Here is a 16183-nt window from a genome sequence, read left to right on the forward strand (position 1 = left end):
CAGGGATTGGCATGACGGAACCGGCCGACGATCTCGCCCACCGAATCGCACAGCGCACGCTGGCGAAACGAGGAGACAACTACGCCAACGAGGTTCGCCTGCTCCTCGACGCCGCGGTCGCGGTGATGAAGAGATCGGGCACGGCCTCCCGTGCGCGGGTCGCGGACATCGTTGCCGAATCCGGTCTGTCGAACGACGCCTTCTACCGGCACTTCCGGTCGAAGGATGCGCTCGTCGCCGCGATCCTCGAGGACGGCACCGCACGCCTGTGCGCCTATGTCGCGCACCAGATGAGCAAGGAGACCACCCCCGAGGGGCAGGTTCGGCGCTGGGTCGAGGGCGTGATGTCGCAGGGCGTCGACGACGTCGGGGCGGCCACCCGGGCGGTGCTGTGGAACACGGGCAGTCTCGGGGAGAACCGTGAGGCCGGTCCGCCTTCGCCCAGCGGCCCACTGGCGGGCCTGTTGCGCGCGCCCTTCGCCGAACTGGGCAGCGCGGACCCGGAGTTCGATGCGACCCTCGCCGCGCACGCGACGATCGGTGTCCTGGTCGATCACCTGTGGCGACGGGTCTCGCCGGCCCGTCGTGACATCGACCGGATCACCGCGTTCTGCCTGCGCGCCGCCGCCTCAGAGGGCTGATCGCCGCCTCCGGGCGCTGACCTACGGGTGATCCGGGGGAGCGTCCGGCCGCAGGCTGCGCAGGAAGATCTCCACGGCCATCTCCGTGTGCCGTTCCTGGTCGTCGGCGGTGCGGAGGATCCCGAACGAGGCGAGCCGTGACGGAGCGCCGGTCGCCATTCCGAGGAAGTGTTCGGCAAGGATGTCGGGATCGTCGGCCTGGATCGCCCCGGTGGCGGCGTGCCGGCGCAGCAGATCGGCGACGAGTTGCCTGCGTGGCCAGAAGCCGGTGCCGTACGTGCGGCGGGCGAGGTCGGGATAGCGCGACGCGTGCGCGATGGCGATCTGCTCGAGCTTGATCATCGACGGATCGAGCGCGCGGCGCAGCGCCGTCTGTGCGATCGCGGTCAGTGCACCCGGAAGGTCGTCGAGGTCCGGGGTTTCCGGTTCGGCCACGGGCCAGTCCGGGCGTTGGATCGCCCATTCGAGGACGGACCGGAAGACGTCCTCCTTGGTGGGGAACCGGGCGTACAGCGACGGCTTGGTGGTGCCGGCGGCCGCGGCGATCGCGTTCATCGACGTGCCCTCGTAGCCGTTCTCGAGGAACAGGTGCAGTGCGGCCTCGCGAACGTCGCGATCCAGCTGGGTGGCCTGCTCCCGGGTGGGCCGGCCACCGCGCCGAGGTCCCGGGCGATCCGGGGATTTCTGCGATTCCATGTCCTGAAGTGTGCCAGGCGATTCCACCCTGGACATCTAATTAGACCGGTGGGTAAAGTTATGGCTGCGAATCCCACAACGCCGGAGGGCTCAATGTCAGGAACGACGAAGCAACGGGACGTCATCGAGACGCTGGACGCACACTTCCAGCAGCGCAGGCAGCAGGTCCCGGTCCTAGCGCAGCGCGCCGAGGCGGAGGGCATCACGCAGATCGCCTCCCGTGAGGACATGATCCCGCTGCTCTTCCCCCACACGACGTACAAGAGCTACCCGGAATCCCTCATCGCGAAGGGACAGTGGGCCACCATGAATCGGTGGATCGACTCCGTATCGACCCACCGCGTGACCGACGTCGACGTCTCGGACGTCACGGACGTGGACGGGTGGATCGAGGCACTGGAGGCCGCCGGCCACCTCGTATCCAGCTCGAGTGGAACCAGCGGGAAGGGCTCATTCCTCAACAAATCCGTGCGTGACCGTGAAGCCAACATGCAGAACATGATCGACGGCCTGAGTGAGATGGGACTGCCACCGGAACGGACGTGGCATGTCATTCCCGTCGGCCCCGACACCGGTCAGAGCGCGCACGTTGCGATGCGCGACATGATCATCGACAAGTACCGGCGGCCCGACGGCATCCCACTGTTCGAGGGCACACCGCCGACCGGTCATCATCGCTACATGGCACGACTGCAGGCGATGCGGCGGGCCATGGCGGACGGTACCGCCGCACCCGACGAAGTGGCCGCGTTCGAGGCCGAGGGACAGGCGCGCGCAGCGGAACAAGAGCGGCGGCTGCATCACTGGGCCGACCATATTCTGGCCCGTCCCACCGAGCGGGTCTTCTTCAATTCCCAGTTCGCCCAGCTGTTCCGGCTCGTCGAGATCCTGCGGGAGAAGGGCGCGCGGGACGGCGACATCACCGGGGCGAACGCGCTGACCGTCGGCGGCGGACTCAAGGGCAGCACCCTGCCCGACGACTACCAGGAACAGATCTTCCGCATGCTGAACATCGCATCGGAGCGGTTCTTCCACTACTACTCGATGCAGGAACTCAACCTCCGCATGCCGCGGTGCCTCGGCGGCCGCTACCACGTGCCCGAGGAGATCTGCCTGTTCGTGCTCGACAAGGAGGGGGAGAAGCTCGCAGAGCCGGAGCGCGGCACCGTCACCGGTCGCGCCGCATTCTTCGACACGACGGTCGACGGACGTTGGGGCGGAACGATCTCCGGCGACCGCATCACCGTCGACCTCCGCGACTGCCCGTGCGGTCGCTCCGGCGAGACCATCCTGCCCGACATCGCCCGGTTCTCCGACCTGGGCAACGACGACAAGATCACGTGCGCCGGAACCATGGACGCGTACGTCCGCGGCTTCATCGAGGAATAGGACTGCCATGACCGCCACTGCTACCGCGCCGGCCGCATCCAAGATCCGGGTACCCCACTTCGTCCGGGGCAAGCTGCTCTGGGGCGAGGACAGCGAATACCTTTCCCGCGACTTCGGTGTTCCGTTCGTGACACCGAAACTCGAGTACAACGACCTGTTCACGCCACGCTCCGAACTCGGCCCGGCGTTCGGCGTCCCGGTCTCGGAGATCATCGACTTCCTCGTCGAAACCGCGCAGTACCTGACCCTGGACAAGAACGAATACCTGCAGGAATCACTCGAGATGACCGTGCAGGTCAGCGCGCTCCCGCGGCGGATCATCGAGAACACCTTCGCGCGGCCCGGCCAGTTCCTCACCCGTACCGCCCTCGAATACCGTCTCGAACGTACCTTCGGCGGACTCGACGTCCTCGACGGTTGGACCGAGCGCACCGACCCGAACGGCAGTGTCAGCCGGGTGCGGGCGTTCCCGCCGCGTCTGGTCCACATGATGGCGGGCAACTCGCCGAGCGCCGCGATGACCACCATCGCCGACGCCGCACTGACCAAGGGCGTCAACCTGTTCAAGATGCCGTCCGCCGACCCGTTCACCACCGTCGCCGTGCTGCGCACGATGGCCGACATCGCACCCGGCCATCCGGTGCTCCGATCGATGTCCGCGGTGTACTGGCGCGGCGGCGACGAGAAGGTCGAGAACATCCTGTACCGATCGCAGTACTTCGACAAGCTCGTCGCATGGGGCGGTGGCTCCGCCATCGAGAACGCCGCGAAGTACGCAGGACCCGGATTCCAGCTGATCTCCTTCGATCCCAAGGTGTCGATGTCCATCGTCGGCCGGGAGGCGTTCGGATCCGACGAGACACTGCGAGCGGTCGCCGAACAGGCGGCCCTCGACGCCACGATCTTCAATCAGGACGCATGCCTCGCGGCCCGGCACATCTGCGTCGAGGGCGACATCGAACAGGTCGACCGATTCTGCGCCCTGCTGCACGAGCGGCTCGGTGTCGACCGCGATTTCGCGGAAGGCGTCGGGCCCAGACCCGACGCCGAGATCCGCGAGGCCGTCGAGGGAATGCGTTTCCTCGAGCCGGACTACCGAGTGTGGGGCACGTTCGACGGCAGCGGCCTCGTGGTCCGCTCCCCGGAGATGGTGGACTTCCACCCGACGAACAAGACCGTCAACGTCATTCCGGTCTCGAACATGCGCGACGCCGCGTCCTACGCGACGGTCGCGACCCAGACGGTCGGGGTCTATCCGAGCCACCGTAAGCCTGAGGTGCGCGACCTGCTCGCGACCGCGGGAGTCCAGCGGATCGTCAACCTGGGCAGTGCCCTGACCGGCAGCATGGGCAGCCCTCACGACGGTATGTATCCACTGCACCGCTTCGTGAACTGGGTGGTCGACGACGATGCCTGAACACAGTCCCATGCCGCTCCGGGTCCTCGGCCGCTCGGGCCTGCGCGTCAGCGAATTCTGCCTCGGCGCGATGACCTTCGGAACCGACTGGGGTTTCGGTGCCGACGAGGAGACCTCACGCGCGATCTACCGGCAATACCGGGAAGCCGGCGGAAACTTCGTCGACACCGCGAACAACTACACGAACGGGGCGAGTGAGGAGATCCTGGGCCGTCTCGTCGCCGGGGAACGCGACTCCGTGGTCCTGAGCACGAAGTACACGCTGTGCACCGACCCGGACGACCCGAATTCCGGTGGCAACCATCGCAAGAGCATGCGCCGCAGCGTCGAGACGAGCCTGCGCCGACTCGGCACCGACCACCTCGACCTGCTGTGGGTGCACGCGTGGGACCCGTTCACCCCCGTCGACGAGACGCTGCGTGCGCTCGACGATCTGGTGCGTGCCGGCAAGATCCTCGCGATCGGCGTGACGAACACGCCGGCGTGGGTGGTCGCGCGGTCCGCCGCGATCGCCGAACTGCGCGGCTGGACCTCGTTCTGCGCCCTGCAGGTCGAATACTCCCTCGTCACAAGGACACCCGAGCGGGAGCTGCTCCCCATGGCACAGGCCCACGATCTCGCGGTGTGTGCGTGGAGCCCGCTCGCGCGGGGATTGCTCGCCCGCGAGCTTCCACCAGAACGGGAGGAACGGCTCACGCCGGTCGTGCGTCGCGCCCGCGACACGATACGGGAGGTCGCGGCGGAACTGGACACCACACCGGCCCGCGTCGCGATCGCCTGGGTGCGCAGCCGCGGCCTGCTCCCATCGATCGGGGCACGCACCGGGGAACAGTTGCGGGACAACATCGGAGCGCTTGCCGTCGCCCTCGACGAGAATCATCTCGCCCGGCTCGACGACGCCACCCGGATCCGTCTAGGCTACCCACACGACTTCCTGGACGGCCTGTACGAGAGGCGCACTCTGCCCCCACCGGTCGCCCCGCGCGAAAACACGACATCCACGGTTCCCGCGCGGCTCCGAACCTGACGCTACGAAGGGCTGTGAGCTCGATGGACACACTCGACCACTGGATCGCGGGGGCGCCGGCCACCGCGGCGACCGGAGATTCCCTGCCGGTCACCGATCCCGCGACCGGGCGCGTCACGCACCGGATCGCGCGTGGAACCGGCGCCGACGTCGACGCGGCCGTCGGCGCCGCGGAAGCCGCCGCCGGCGGATGGCGCCGCCTCGGTGCACTCGCCCGCGGCAGGCTGTTCACCGATCTCGCCCGGGCGATGCGCGCGGACGCGAAGACGTTGGCGGCACTCGAGATCGGCGAGACCGGCAAACCCGACCGGGTCGCGCTCGCCGAGGTCGAGAACTCCGCGCAATACTTCGAATTCTACGGCGGCCTCGTCGGAGGCCCGGCCGGGGAGATCCTCGACGTCGCACCCGACCAGCACGTGTACACCCGGCGCGAACCGTTCGGTGTCGTCGGTGTCGTCACCCCGTGGAACCTGCCGCTCAACCAGGCGTGCCGGGCGGTCGCGCCCGCGCTCGCCGCCGGAAACACCGTGGTCGTCAAACCGTCCGAGTTCACGTCCTCGTCGTCGGTGCGGCTCGCGCGGCTCGCGACCGAGACCGGTTTCCCGGACGGGGTGTTCAACGTCGTGCTCGGCACCGGCGACGTCGCCGGTGCGGCCCTCGTCGAACACCCATCGGTCGCGAAGGTCGCATTCACCGGGTCGGTGCGTACCGGGCGAGCCATCGGTGCTGTCGCTGCGGACCGGATCATCCCCCTCACCCTCGAACTGGGCGGCAAGTCCGCGAACATCGTGTTCGCGGACGCGAACCTGGACGCTGCAGTCGCCGGTGCGGTACAGGCGTTCACGTCGAACACGGGGCAGGTGTGCTCGTCGGGTACCCGGCTGCTCGTGCACCGGTCGGTGTTCGATCGGGTGGTCGAGGCGGTCGCGGAACGGGCCGCGTGCCTTCGGATCGGGGAGGACATGGGCCCTCTCATCACCGCACCGCAGTTCGAGCGCGTCCAGGAATACTTCAAGATCGCGGAATCGGAAGGTGCACAGGCGGTCACCGGTGGTAGGGTTGCGGCACTCGCCGCTGAAACCGGAGGTTTCTACGTCGAACCCACTGTCTACACCGGGGTCGGCAACGACGCGCGTATCGCCCGCGAGGAGATATTCGGTCCGGTCCTCGTCGTGATCCCGTTCGACACCGACGACGAGGCGGTCGCGATCGCGAACGACTCGGACTACGGACTCGTCGCGGGACTGTGGACCCGCGATGTGAGCCGCGCCGTCACGGTGAGCGAACGACTGTGCGCCGGTCAGGTGTTCGTGAACACGTGGTCCACCGGGTCGGTGCAGACCCCGTTCGGAGGGTGGAAACACAGCGGCTACGGACGCGAGAAGGGCGTCGAGGCGCTCCACCACTACAGCCAGACCAAATGCGTGACGATCAAGCTCGACGCTGCGCCGTCGGCGTGAAGGGAACATCCGCAATGTCAGACGAACTCACGGCACACACCGTCGAAGACGCGCGCACGGCGCTCTTCGATGCAGGTCTGGCCGTCCGGCGGGAAGTGCTCGGCGACGCGTACGTCGACGCGGCGCTCGCACGCGGCATCGGCACCGACGGGGAAGCACTGCAGCACTACGTCACCGAATCGGTGTGGGGATCGGTGTGGACGCGGCCCGGTCTCGACCGCCGCAGCCGATCGCTGCTCAACCTCGGCATCCTCATCGCGATGGGTCACCACCAGGAACTCGCGGTGCATGTGCGGGCCGGCCTCGGAAACGGGCTGAGCCGGGAGGAGATCACCGAGGCCGTCGTCCACGCGACCGCGTACGTCGGATGCCCCGCCGGGGTCGCGGCGATGCGCGTCGTGCAGGACACGCTGGTCGCCGAACTCGGTCCCCTCGGTGGGGAGGACGACGCATGAGCATCGCGCCCGTCACGTTACCCGGCGTTGCGGACGCTCGGGTCGGATCCGTCGGGCTCGGTGCGATGGGATCACCGATCGCACACAACTTCTCGAACGCGATCCCGGGACTGCGAGTGTTCGATGCGAACGCGGCGGCGGTGGACCGGTTCGTCGCCGAGAACCCGTCGGCGGTACGCGCGAACGGGCTCGCGGATCTCGCCGGGTGCGATGTCGTCGTACTGAGCCTGCCGACGAGCGACATCGTCGATGCCGTCGTACTCGGCGACGAGGGGCTGCTCGCGCTCCTGCGGCCGGGATCGGTCGTCGTGGACATGGGCTCGAGTGTTCCGGCCCGCACCCAGCGGCTCGCCGAACTCGCCGCGCAGCGGGGCGTCGCGTTGGTCGACGCCCCCGTCAGCGGCGGCGTCGCACGGGCCCGCGAGGCCGACCTCGCCGTGATGGTCGGCGGCGACGCACACGCCGTTGAACGGGTCCGCCCGCTGCTGGAAGCCACCGCGCGTGAGGTCATCGTCGTCGGCCCGGCCGGTTCCGGGCACGCCGCCAAGGCCCTCAACAACCTTCTCGCTGCGTCCGGTCTCGTCGCCGCTGCCGAAGCCATGCTGGTGGGCGCCGAGTTCGGGATCGATCAGGCGACGCTGCTTGCGGTGATCAACGCCGGCAGCGGACGGAACAACACGACCGAGACCAAATACGAAAAGTTCGTGCTGTCGCGATCGTTCGCATCAGGTTTCACCGCGCAGCTCATGCGCAAGGATGTGGGAATCGCACTGGATCTCGCACGCGAGCAAGGTATGACGATCGGACTCGGTGAGGAACTCGGCCGGATCTGGAACGAGGCGACCGAAGCCCTCGATCCCGGGGCCGACCAGACCGAGGTGGTCCGCTATCTGGAAGGAGCCCTCGGGGCTGTGCGTCCTGTGGGGGAGGACACGCCGGGGCCGAAGTCCCCGAGAGAGTGAGGATTCCGTGGCACTGCCCGCCGTTCTGGCCACCCCGGCCGAACACGCCCGACGCACCCCGGACAAACCGGCGATCATCATGGGCGCCGGTGGCGAGGTGGTCACCTACGCGCAGCTCGACGAGCGTTCCGCGCGCCTCGCGCAGGCGCTGCGGGATCGGGGAATCGGCGAGGGGGATCAGATCGCGATCCTCATGGAGAACAACCGCGCCTACCTGGAGGTGACCTGGGCGGCACAGCGATCGGGCCTGTGCTACACCGCGATCAACAAGCACCTGCGGCCCGGCGAGGTGCAGTACATTCTCGACGACTGCGGCGCAGTCGCACTCGTGACCAGCGAGGCGCTGGCCGACGCCGTCACGGACCTGGATCTGTCCCGAATCGCCGTGCGCATCAGCGTGTCCGGGGACATCGACGGATTCGAACGGTACGACGACGTGCTCGCCGCGAGCGAGCCGATGCCGGAGGATCAGGCCCGCGAGGGCCGCGAGATGCTGTACTCGTCGGGAACGACCGGCCGGCCGAAGGGGGTCCGCAAGCCGCTCGTCGCCGCGCCCTTCGGCGATCCCGCGGCGCCCCCGGTGCTCATCGCGAAAGGCCTCGAGATGCGCGGTGCCCTCGACGACGCCGTCTACTTGTCACCGGCACCGTTGTATCACGGTTCCCCGCTGGTGTTCTCGATGTCGTGGCAGCGGCTGGGCGCGACCGTCGTGGTCATGGAATCCTTCGATCCGGAACTGTGCCTGGAACTGATCGAGCGGCACGGTGTGACCGACGCGCAGTTCGTGCCGACGATGTTCGTGCGCATGCTGCGGTTGCCCGAGGAGAAGCGGCGCCGCCGCGATCTGTCCACCCTCCGCAGCGTCATCCACGGTGCCGCGCCGTGCCCGGTCCCGGTGAAACGCCAGATGATGAGCTGGTGGGGGCCGATCATCCACGAATACTATTCCGGCACCGAGGACATCGGAACCGCCTCGATCACCCCGGAGGAATGGCTGGCTCACCCCGGGTCGGTCGGAAGACCGATGCAGGAATGCCACATCGTCGGCGAGGACGGCAACGAGCTGCCCCCCGGCAAGGTGGGCGTGGTCTACTTCGCGGGTGGCCGCCCCTTCGAATATCACAACGATCCCGCCAAAACCGCTGCAGCATCGAATGACAGGGGCTGGCGAACCCTCGGCGACATGGGCTACCTCGACGAGGACGGCTACCTGTACCTCACCGACCGCCAGGCGTTCATGATCATCTCGGGTGGCGTGAACATCTACCCGCAGGAGGCGGAGAACGTCCTGTCCGGGCATCCCGCCGTCGCGGATGTGGCGGTCATCGGTGTTCCCGACGACGAGATGGGAGAAGCGGTCCGGGCGGTCGTGCAGGCCGTGGACCCGGCCCGTGCCTCCGCGGAGCTCGCGGCGGAACTCGTCGCCTTCTGCCGATCGGAGCTGGCGTCGTACAAATGTCCCCGCAGCGTCGATTTCGTCGATTCGCTGCCCCGTGATCCGAGTGGAAAGCTCCACAAGAGGCTGCTGCGCGAACAGTACTGGGCCGGTCGCGAAACACGCGTCGTCTGACCCTCACGACGGCCCGCAGCGGTTGCGAGAGCGATGCCCCGGCCCCGCACCGCGGGTCCGGGGCATCGCTTCGTCGGATCAGCGAGCGTTCTCGGGGGGTCGGCCGGCGTCGATGGCCGGGTCGAGCGCTCCGAGATCGCCCCCGAGTTCGGCGACGGTGTCCCGGACCACGGCGACATCCTTGGCGAGGAATTCCCTGACCGCACCGGTGAATCCGGCGACGGAGCCGCGGGCGGCGATGTTGCCCATCACCTTGCTGGCGGAGCTGCCGTGCGGCAGCGCCTCGAGCAGCGCCGGCTCCTCGACACCGAGTTGCGCGCCCAGGGCCACGGCTTCGGCGATGAGGCCGATCTGCGCCGCGAACAGCGCATTGTTGACGAGCTTGACGCGTTGCCCGTTTCCGGCCTGCCCGACGTGGAGCACCGGGTCTCCGTAACTGCGCAGCACGGGCGTCGCCCGCGCGACGGCGCCGGCGGCGCCGCCGAGGAACAGCGTGAGACTGCCGGCCGCGATGTCGTGCGGCCCGCCGCTCACCGCAGCGTCGATCACGTCGATGTCGTGGTCGTTCGCGCCGTCCCGGATCTGCTCGATCGTCCGCGGGCTGACGGTCGTGTGGATCGCCACGACCGAACCGCGCGGCATCGTCTCGAAGAGAGCACTGTCGAGGCACACCTCGCGGACCTGCTCGTCGGTGAACACGCAGACGAGCACGAGGTCGGCGCCGACACCGGCTTCGGCCGCCTCCGCGACCGCCGTGACACCCACATCCGCCAGCGCCGCACGGGTTTCCGCCGAACGGCCCAGAGCCCGCACCTGGTGCCCGGCCGCGGCGAGCCGCCGTACCATGGGCAACCCCATCCGTCCGGCCCCGATGAACCCGACCCGGGTCACCGCGGGTGCTCCATCATCGCGAGGGTGGTGTCGGCTGCGGTCAGTACCACTCCCGGCGTCGCGTCCGCCGCGGTCGCGAGACCCACCACGAGCCCGACGTCCTTGCGCAGCAGTTCACCGGCATGCGTCGCGATGCGGTCGAGTGTGCCGCCGGCCGACACGACCCGGCCGAGCGCGAAGCTGTTCGCCGTTCCGTGCGTGATGACCTCACCGAGTCTGGTGGGATCGACACCGAGCGACTCGCCGAGTTCCAGAGTGCTCGCGGAGGTCGCGAGATTCGCGGTGAACAGCAGGTTGTTGAGGAGCTTTGCGACCTGTCCTGAACCGGTATCACCAAGGTGCACGACCGGATTCGCGTAGGTCTCGAATACCGGCCGGACCTTCTCGACGATCTCGGTGTCGCCACCGACCATGACGAGCAGGGTACCCGCTGCGGCTCCCATGCCGCCGCCGCTGACGGGTGCATCGACGACGGCAACCCCGGCCGCGCGCGCCTGCTCGGCGAGTTCCCGGCAGGTGTCGGGATGAACGGTGCTGTGGATCGCGATGACCCCGCCGGGCTGCAGGCCCGCCAGCACGCCGTCCTCACCCGTGACGACCTGCCGCACATCGTCGTCGGCGACGACGCAGATGCAGACCAGGTCGCTCACGGCCGCGAGTTCGGCAGGCGTCTGCGCGGTTTTCGCCGCGGTGTCCGCGTACGGTTCGAGCGTTTCGGGGCGCCGGGCCCAGAGTGTGAGGTCGTATCCCGCTTCGGCGATGCGACGCGCCATGGGCCCGCCCTGGCTGCCGAGCCCGATGAATCCGACACGCATCAGTGGTCCTCCGATCCGCGACATGCGACGGAGAGGGTCGTACGCCCGGCGATCATGCCGGGACCTCCTGCGGTTGCGGACGCCAGAACGTGGCGAGCAGACCGGCGGTCGCGGCGACACCGACGCCGAGCGCGATGCCGCCTCCCGCCCATCCGACGATCGCGATGTCCGCGGCCGAATCGATCGAGATCTCACCGGGCCCGGCCAGCGCCAGCGCCAGCGCGACCACACCGAGCACGAGGACGTACTCGTAGCCTTCCTTGAACACGAAGAAGCCGTTGGGTCGATGCGCGAGCAGTCCGGCCACGAGCATCACCGAGATGACCGCGGCACATGCGAGCGGCGTGAGCAGTCCGAGGATCACGAGCACACCCGCGCCGATTTCGACGACGACGCTCGTCCACGCCTGCAACGTGCCGTTCCGCAGGCCCAGCCCACTGAACCAGCGTGCGGTACCGGCAATGCGTCCGCCGCCCACCCAGTGGTTGACGCCGTGCGCGATCATCGTCGCACCGAGCACCAGCCGCACCAGCAGCAGCGCAACATCGATGGGATCCATCGCTTACCTCCTTGCCGCCGCGCGGCACCGTCGAATCCTGTTCTGGTTCCTGTAAATCGATCAGAGTCTGTTCATGGTGTCGAACGTCCGTCGATGCATTCCTGCACGAACGACAGCACCGTCGAGTGGTACGACGTGGCCGCGAAGCCCAGGGCGAGGTTGTGGCCCGCATCGGGTTCGGTGTGCAGCTCGACCCGGGGAGCGGCGGTGAACATCGCCGCGATGTCGTCGAGGGCCTGCGGGTCACCACGCCACACCTTCTCGTGCTCGGCGGCGGTGAAGTGCACCGGCACACGGACCTGCGCCGCGAGAGCCGGGAAGTCGGTGTGCGGCCAGCGCGCGGTCACCGTCGCTTCGTACGCGGGAGTACGGGACGCGATCGGCGCGCCCCCGACCAGATCCGGCGGGTAGATCTCCGGGTGCGACCACAGCAGCGCGTACACGCCCTTGGGATCGGCGTACTTCGCTGCCGTGCCCAGGATGTCGCGGGCCTCGGCGTGGTGCTCGCGTCCGGTTCCGGCCAGCGCGATCCCGAGCAGACCGGTGCTCCGCGGATCCGCCGCCAGCCGAACGGTGAGTTCGCATCCGAGCGAATGGCCCCACAGGAAGATCCCGGCGCCCCGGTCGAGCGAGCCGAGGTGGGCGTCGATCGCGGCCAGCGCGGCATCGACCCGCTGTTCGGGCCGAGCGAATCGGTCCGCGTGAGGGCGTGAGCTGCCGTAGCCGGGACGGTCGAGCGCGAGCACGGTGAATCCCAGGGCGGGCGCGGTGCGCACCAGCGACAGTTCGGGATGACCGGGGCAGTCGAAGTAGGCGCTGTTCGTCGCACCGCCGTGCAGGGCGACGACAACTGCGCGCGGTAGCTCCGCGACAGCCAGCAACCCGGACATCGGGACACCATCGATCTCGACTTCTGTTGCCACAGGGGTGGATTCGATTGTCGTCACGAGTCCGCCCGCAGGAGCATCGCGCCGCCGGGCGAGAGACCGCCGGTCGCGGCGACCGCGACTCGGGCTCCGGGTACCTGCCGGTCTCCGCCTTCACCGCGCAACTGCACGACGGCCTCGTGGATCAGCCCCATACCGTGGGTGCGGCCGTGCGAGAGCTGACCACCGTGGGTGTTGAGCGGCAGCGCACCGTCGCGGGCGATATTGTGGCCGCCGTCGAGGAAGTCCTTGGCCTCACCGATGCCGCAGAAACCGAGCGCCTCGATCCACGACAGGCAGTTGAACGTGAACCCGTCGTAGAGTTCGGCGACGTCGACGTCCTCCGGCCGCAGGTCGGTCCGCGACCACAGATGCGCGGCGGGGCCCAGCACCTGCGGTTCGTGGGTGAGGGTGCTCTGGTCCCACTCGATCCGTTCGATGATCTGCGTGCCCACCGCTTCGACGAGAACGGGTGGTTTGGCCAGATCTCGGGCCGCGTCGACCGCAGAGACGATCACCGCGACCGAGCCGTCGCACGGAACGTCGCAGTCGTACAGGCCGAACGGGGTGGTGATGGCGCGGGCGTTCAGATAGTCGTCCATCGTCATCGGATCGCGGTAGATCGCCGTCGGATTCAGCGCCGCGTTGGCGCGCTGGTTGAGCGCGATCCAGCCGAGGGTCTCGCGGGTGGTGCCGTAGCGATGGAAATGACGCTGGGCGTTCTGGGCGAGGGTGTGCGCGGCGGAGATGCCACCGAACGGCATCATCCAGCTTGCGGTGCGCCCGCCCGACGGGCGGATCTCCCCGTTCTTCATCAGTTCCCCGTGGGTCGCTTCCCACAGGGTGCGGTAGCACAGCACGTGCCGCGCGAGTCCGCTGGACACCGCGATCATCGCGGCGATGACCGAGCCGCCGGGGCCGAACGTCTCGATGCCGCCGTTGTGCCAGGTCGGGTTGAGCCCGAGTGCGGCCTCGACGGTCAGGACGCCGCCCTCGCCGAAACCGCCGACCTGGCCGGCGCCGGGGTAGCTGGCGATCCCGTCGATATCGTCGAGCGTGAGCCCGGCGTCGGCGACGGCACGTTCGCACGCCTCGATCGTCAGGTCGAGCGGGCCGCGCATGAGCCGGCGCCCGATCTCGGACATGCCGACACCGGTCAGGGCCACGCGGTCCTCGAACTTCTCGCGGGTGACCATGGGACGCACGTGTTTCCGGAAATCGCCCGGTTCGATCTCGTCCACCGGCAGCCGGGCAGGTGCGCCCTGCTCGGCTGCCGGACGGAACAGGGGCAGCCAGACGTCGTCGTCCTGCCGGAAGACGACTTCCAGCCGCTGCCCGAGTTCGAGGGTCCCCGGGTCGCAGTCGACGATGTTGGTCGTCAGCCGTACCCGGGGATCCTCGTCGATCGCGACCTGTGCCACCACATAGGGCGGCGGCAGGCCGGGTAGACCGAAGCGGTGGTTGACCGTGAAGCCGGCGAGCGTGGCCGTACCGGATACTTCGCGCACGCCCATCCGGTGACCGCGGCAGTATCGACACACCGGCTGCGGCGGATGGATGAGCGCGGAACACGATTCGCATTCCTGGACGCGCAGGATCCCGTCCGCACCGGCGGTCCAGAAGAACCGGTTCTGCTCCGTCACCTGGGGAAGGGGACGGCCCGATTTCGGTGCCTTGCCCTTCTCCTTGTCTGCAGGGTCCACCACCGCTGTGTCAGTCACCGATCTGCGCCTCCGACTTCTTCACCGTGATGGGCTCCGCGAGACGCTGTTCGTCGCAGATCTTCTGGAGCTTCTCGAGCGTCTCGTCGAGACCCGGGCCGATGCGCGGTCCGGGCGTGAACGTCGCCGGCAGGTGCCGCATGCCCTGGATGACACCGATCGTGTCGTAGTGGACCGCGGTCGCCGGGTCGCACTTGTAGTCCGGCATGCGGTCGAGCACGGCCAGCAGCATGCGCTTGAACACCTGGCGGGCCATGTTCGACCCGATGCACCGGTGGATACCGAGCCCGAAACTGAAGTGCCGGTTGCCGCGACGCTCCAGGTCGACCTCGTTCGGATCGTCGAACAGTTCCGGGTCGCGGTTGGCCATCGCCCACGACAGCCACAGCCGCTCGCCTTCCTTGAACTCGGTGCCGTCGAAGGCGCAGTCCGCCGAGAACGTGCGTCCGTCACCCGGTGCGGGGGTGAAGTACCGAAGGAACTCCTCGGTTGCCGAATCGAGCAGGGTGTCACGCTCCTCGCTGAGGATCGTGCGCTTGTCGGGATTGTGTGCGAGCCATTCGAGCGAATGCGCGGTCAACGCTGTCGTCGTGTCGAAGCCGCCGCCGATGAGCAGGCTCAGGATGCCGAGCAGCTCCATGTCGTCGGGCTTCTCGCCGAGGACGGTGGCCTGGGCGAGCGCGTCGATCAGGCCCGGACGGGGATTCTCCCGGATCTCGAACAGGTTCGTCAGCAGGTCGATGCCCATCGTGCGGTGCATCTCGCTGATACGCGGGATGTCCGGCGAGTCCGGTGGCGTGTAGACCGCGGCGTGGACCGGTTCGTTGTAGATGGTCCACTTGGCGATCGGGATGCCCATCATCGCGAGGGTGAGCACGGCCGGCACGATGTTCGCCAGATCGTCGACGAAGTCGATGCTGCCGGTTTCGATCTTCTCGTTGATGCTGGCCCGCACGATCTCGTCGATGAACGGCGTCCAGCGCTTGACCGCGGCGGGGGACAGGTACGGGTTGAGCAGGGCCCGAAACTCGTGATGCTCGGGGTCGTCCATCTCCAGGATGCCGCCGCGGACACCCGAGGCGCGATCCATCGTCGGGACGGCGATACCCTTGTATCCCTTGCGCTTTCCGTGGATGTCGTGATCGGTGGACACGTCCGCCGATCGGGCGAGCGCGAACACCTCCTTGCTGCCGGCGGCCACCCAGTGGCCACCGTGGGTCTCGGACCACGCCATCGGGCACTTCGACTGCATCTCCTGCGTGATCGGCAGGAAGTTGTCGCGGTAGTCGGCGGCGTGGCGGTCGAAATCGAACCTGTTCGTCTTGCGGTCGTCGTCCGTGACGACGTCGTCAACGCTCATGGGCGTTGTCCTCTCTTGCACGTCGAGCTTGGGATTTCGGAACGGCAGATCAGAAGATGGTGATCGCCTGCTCGGGGCACGAGCGGGCGGCCTCCTTCACCGCTGCCTCCTGATCGGCGGGAACCTCTTCGTTTGCGACCGAGGCGTGGCCGTCGATCTCACTGAGTTCGAAGATGTCCGGTGCGGCCATGGCACAAAGGGTGTGGCCCTGGCACTTCTCGGGATCGACGCGGACCTTCAAGATTTTCCTCCAGACTTCCGTTGTATCCGGGGTGAATCGGATCCCGTTCGTCG

General features: G+C 68.1%; 16 protein-coding genes. 8 read left to right on the forward strand and 8 right to left on the reverse strand.

The window, feature by feature from the left end:
• Window positions 1–11 precede the first annotated feature (11 nt).
• Window positions 12–641 (forward strand): TetR/AcrR family transcriptional regulator, encoded by a 630-nt coding sequence (locus RZ1_RS19455; RefSeq protein WP_072814148.1) that lies wholly within the window; start codon window positions 12–14, stop codon window positions 639–641.
• Between the two features lie 21 nt (window positions 642–662).
• Here the strand turns inward: RZ1_RS19455 and RZ1_RS19460 are convergent, their stop codons facing one another.
• Window positions 663–1337, reverse strand: a complete 675-nt coding sequence (locus RZ1_RS19460) for a TetR/AcrR family transcriptional regulator (protein WP_072814149.1) — start codon at window positions 1335–1337, stop codon at window positions 663–665.
• 93 nt (window positions 1338–1430) lie between these two features.
• On the opposite strand from RZ1_RS19460, the gene RZ1_RS19465 reads away from it, so the two are divergent.
• From RZ1_RS19465 to RZ1_RS19495, 7 genes are read left to right on the forward strand one after another with little or no spacing between them, the layout of a single operon-like run.
• A complete protein-coding gene (locus RZ1_RS19465; RefSeq protein WP_072814150.1) occupies window positions 1431–2726 on the forward strand; it encodes a hypothetical protein in 1296 nt (431 codons plus the stop codon).
• 7 nt (window positions 2727–2733) lie between these two features.
• Entirely contained in the window at window positions 2734–4143 is a 1410-nt protein-coding gene (locus RZ1_RS19470; protein WP_072814151.1) for an acyl-CoA reductase, read from the forward strand.
• Complete coding sequence (locus RZ1_RS19475) at window positions 4136–5170, forward strand: aldo/keto reductase (RefSeq protein WP_083583785.1); 1035 nt, start codon at window positions 4136–4138, stop codon at window positions 5168–5170. The genes RZ1_RS19470 and RZ1_RS19475 overlap by 8 nt, the downstream gene beginning before the upstream one ends.
• A gap of 23 nt (window positions 5171–5193) precedes the next feature.
• Window positions 5194–6630: an aldehyde dehydrogenase family protein gene (locus RZ1_RS19480; protein WP_072814152.1), complete on the forward strand. Its 1437-nt coding sequence runs from the start codon at window positions 5194–5196 to the stop codon at window positions 6628–6630.
• Between the two features lie 14 nt (window positions 6631–6644).
• Window positions 6645–7085, forward strand: coding sequence for a carboxymuconolactone decarboxylase family protein (locus RZ1_RS19485; RefSeq protein ID WP_072814153.1), 441 nt, complete (start codon window positions 6645–6647; stop codon window positions 7083–7085).
• Entirely contained in the window at window positions 7082–8047 is a 966-nt protein-coding gene (locus RZ1_RS19490; RefSeq protein ID WP_072814154.1) for an NAD(P)-dependent oxidoreductase, read from the forward strand. Before RZ1_RS19485 ends, RZ1_RS19490 begins: the two co-directional genes overlap by 4 nt.
• Before the next feature lie 7 nt (window positions 8048–8054).
• A complete protein-coding gene (locus RZ1_RS19495; RefSeq protein WP_280522832.1) occupies window positions 8055–9617 on the forward strand; it encodes an acyl-CoA synthetase in 1563 nt (520 codons plus the stop codon).
• Window positions 9618–9695: 78 nt separating this feature from the next.
• Here RZ1_RS19495 and RZ1_RS19500 read toward each other — a convergent pair whose 3' ends face one another.
• From RZ1_RS19500 to RZ1_RS19530, 7 genes are all read right to left on the reverse strand, one after another.
• Window positions 9696–10508: an NAD(P)-dependent oxidoreductase gene (locus RZ1_RS19500; protein ID WP_072814155.1), complete on the reverse strand. Its 813-nt coding sequence runs from the start codon at window positions 10506–10508 to the stop codon at window positions 9696–9698.
• Complete coding sequence (locus tag RZ1_RS19505) at window positions 10505–11323, reverse strand: NAD(P)-dependent oxidoreductase (protein ID WP_072814203.1); 819 nt, start codon at window positions 11321–11323, stop codon at window positions 10505–10507. Before RZ1_RS19505 ends, RZ1_RS19500 begins: the two co-directional genes overlap by 4 nt.
• A gap of 52 nt (window positions 11324–11375) precedes the next feature.
• The gene (locus RZ1_RS19510) at window positions 11376–11882 is read right to left on the reverse strand and encodes a DoxX family protein (protein WP_072814156.1); all 507 of its coding nucleotides are present in this window, start codon (window positions 11880–11882) and stop codon (window positions 11376–11378) included.
• Between the two features lie 71 nt (window positions 11883–11953).
• The gene (locus tag RZ1_RS19515) at window positions 11954–12805 is read right to left on the reverse strand and encodes an alpha/beta fold hydrolase (RefSeq protein ID WP_280522833.1); all 852 of its coding nucleotides are present in this window, start codon (window positions 12803–12805) and stop codon (window positions 11954–11956) included.
• Between the two features lie 20 nt (window positions 12806–12825).
• Window positions 12826–14529, reverse strand: a complete 1704-nt coding sequence (locus RZ1_RS19520) for a thiolase C-terminal domain-containing protein (protein WP_083583787.1) — start codon at window positions 14527–14529, stop codon at window positions 12826–12828.
• On the reverse strand, window positions 14522–15889 hold the full coding sequence (locus tag RZ1_RS19525) for a cytochrome P450 (protein WP_072814158.1): 1368 nt from the start codon (window positions 15887–15889) through the stop codon (window positions 14522–14524). Before RZ1_RS19525 ends, RZ1_RS19520 begins: the two co-directional genes overlap by 8 nt.
• 49 nt (window positions 15890–15938) lie before the next feature.
• Window positions 15939–16130, reverse strand: coding sequence for a ferredoxin (locus RZ1_RS19530; RefSeq protein ID WP_072814159.1), 192 nt, complete (start codon window positions 16128–16130; stop codon window positions 15939–15941).
• Window positions 16131–16183: the final 53 nt, after the last annotated feature.

This window comes from Rhodococcus zopfii NBRC 100606 = JCM 9919, from assembly GCF_001895025.1.
Lineage (GTDB): Bacteria > Actinomycetota > Actinomycetes > Mycobacteriales > Mycobacteriaceae > Rhodococcus > Rhodococcus zopfii.

Coding starts and splice junctions, on each gene's coding strand:
- RZ1_RS19460 (WP_072814149.1), bottom strand. CDS start 1,337: ATGGAATCGCAGAAATCCCCGGATCGCCCGGGACCTCGGCGCGGTGGC.
- RZ1_RS19490 (WP_072814154.1), top strand. CDS start 7,082: ATGAGCATCGCGCCCGTCACGTTACCCGGCGTTGCGGACGCTCGGGTC.
- RZ1_RS19470 (WP_072814151.1), top strand. CDS start 2,734: ATGACCGCCACTGCTACCGCGCCGGCCGCATCCAAGATCCGGGTACCC.
- RZ1_RS19480 (WP_072814152.1), top strand. CDS start 5,194: ATGGACACACTCGACCACTGGATCGCGGGGGCGCCGGCCACCGCGGCG.
- RZ1_RS19465 (WP_072814150.1), top strand. CDS start 1,431: ATGTCAGGAACGACGAAGCAACGGGACGTCATCGAGACGCTGGACGCA.
- RZ1_RS19505 (WP_072814203.1), bottom strand. CDS start 11,323: ATGCGTGTCGGATTCATCGGGCTCGGCAGCCAGGGCGGGCCCATGGCG.
- RZ1_RS19525 (WP_072814158.1), bottom strand. CDS start 15,889: ATGAGCGTTGACGACGTCGTCACGGACGACGACCGCAAGACGAACAGG.
- RZ1_RS19475 (WP_083583785.1), top strand. CDS start 4,136: ATGCCTGAACACAGTCCCATGCCGCTCCGGGTCCTCGGCCGCTCGGGC.
- RZ1_RS19455 (WP_072814148.1), top strand. CDS start 12: ATGACGGAACCGGCCGACGATCTCGCCCACCGAATCGCACAGCGCACG.
- RZ1_RS19510 (WP_072814156.1), bottom strand. CDS start 11,882: ATGGATCCCATCGATGTTGCGCTGCTGCTGGTGCGGCTGGTGCTCGGT.
- RZ1_RS19485 (WP_072814153.1), top strand. CDS start 6,645: ATGTCAGACGAACTCACGGCACACACCGTCGAAGACGCGCGCACGGCG.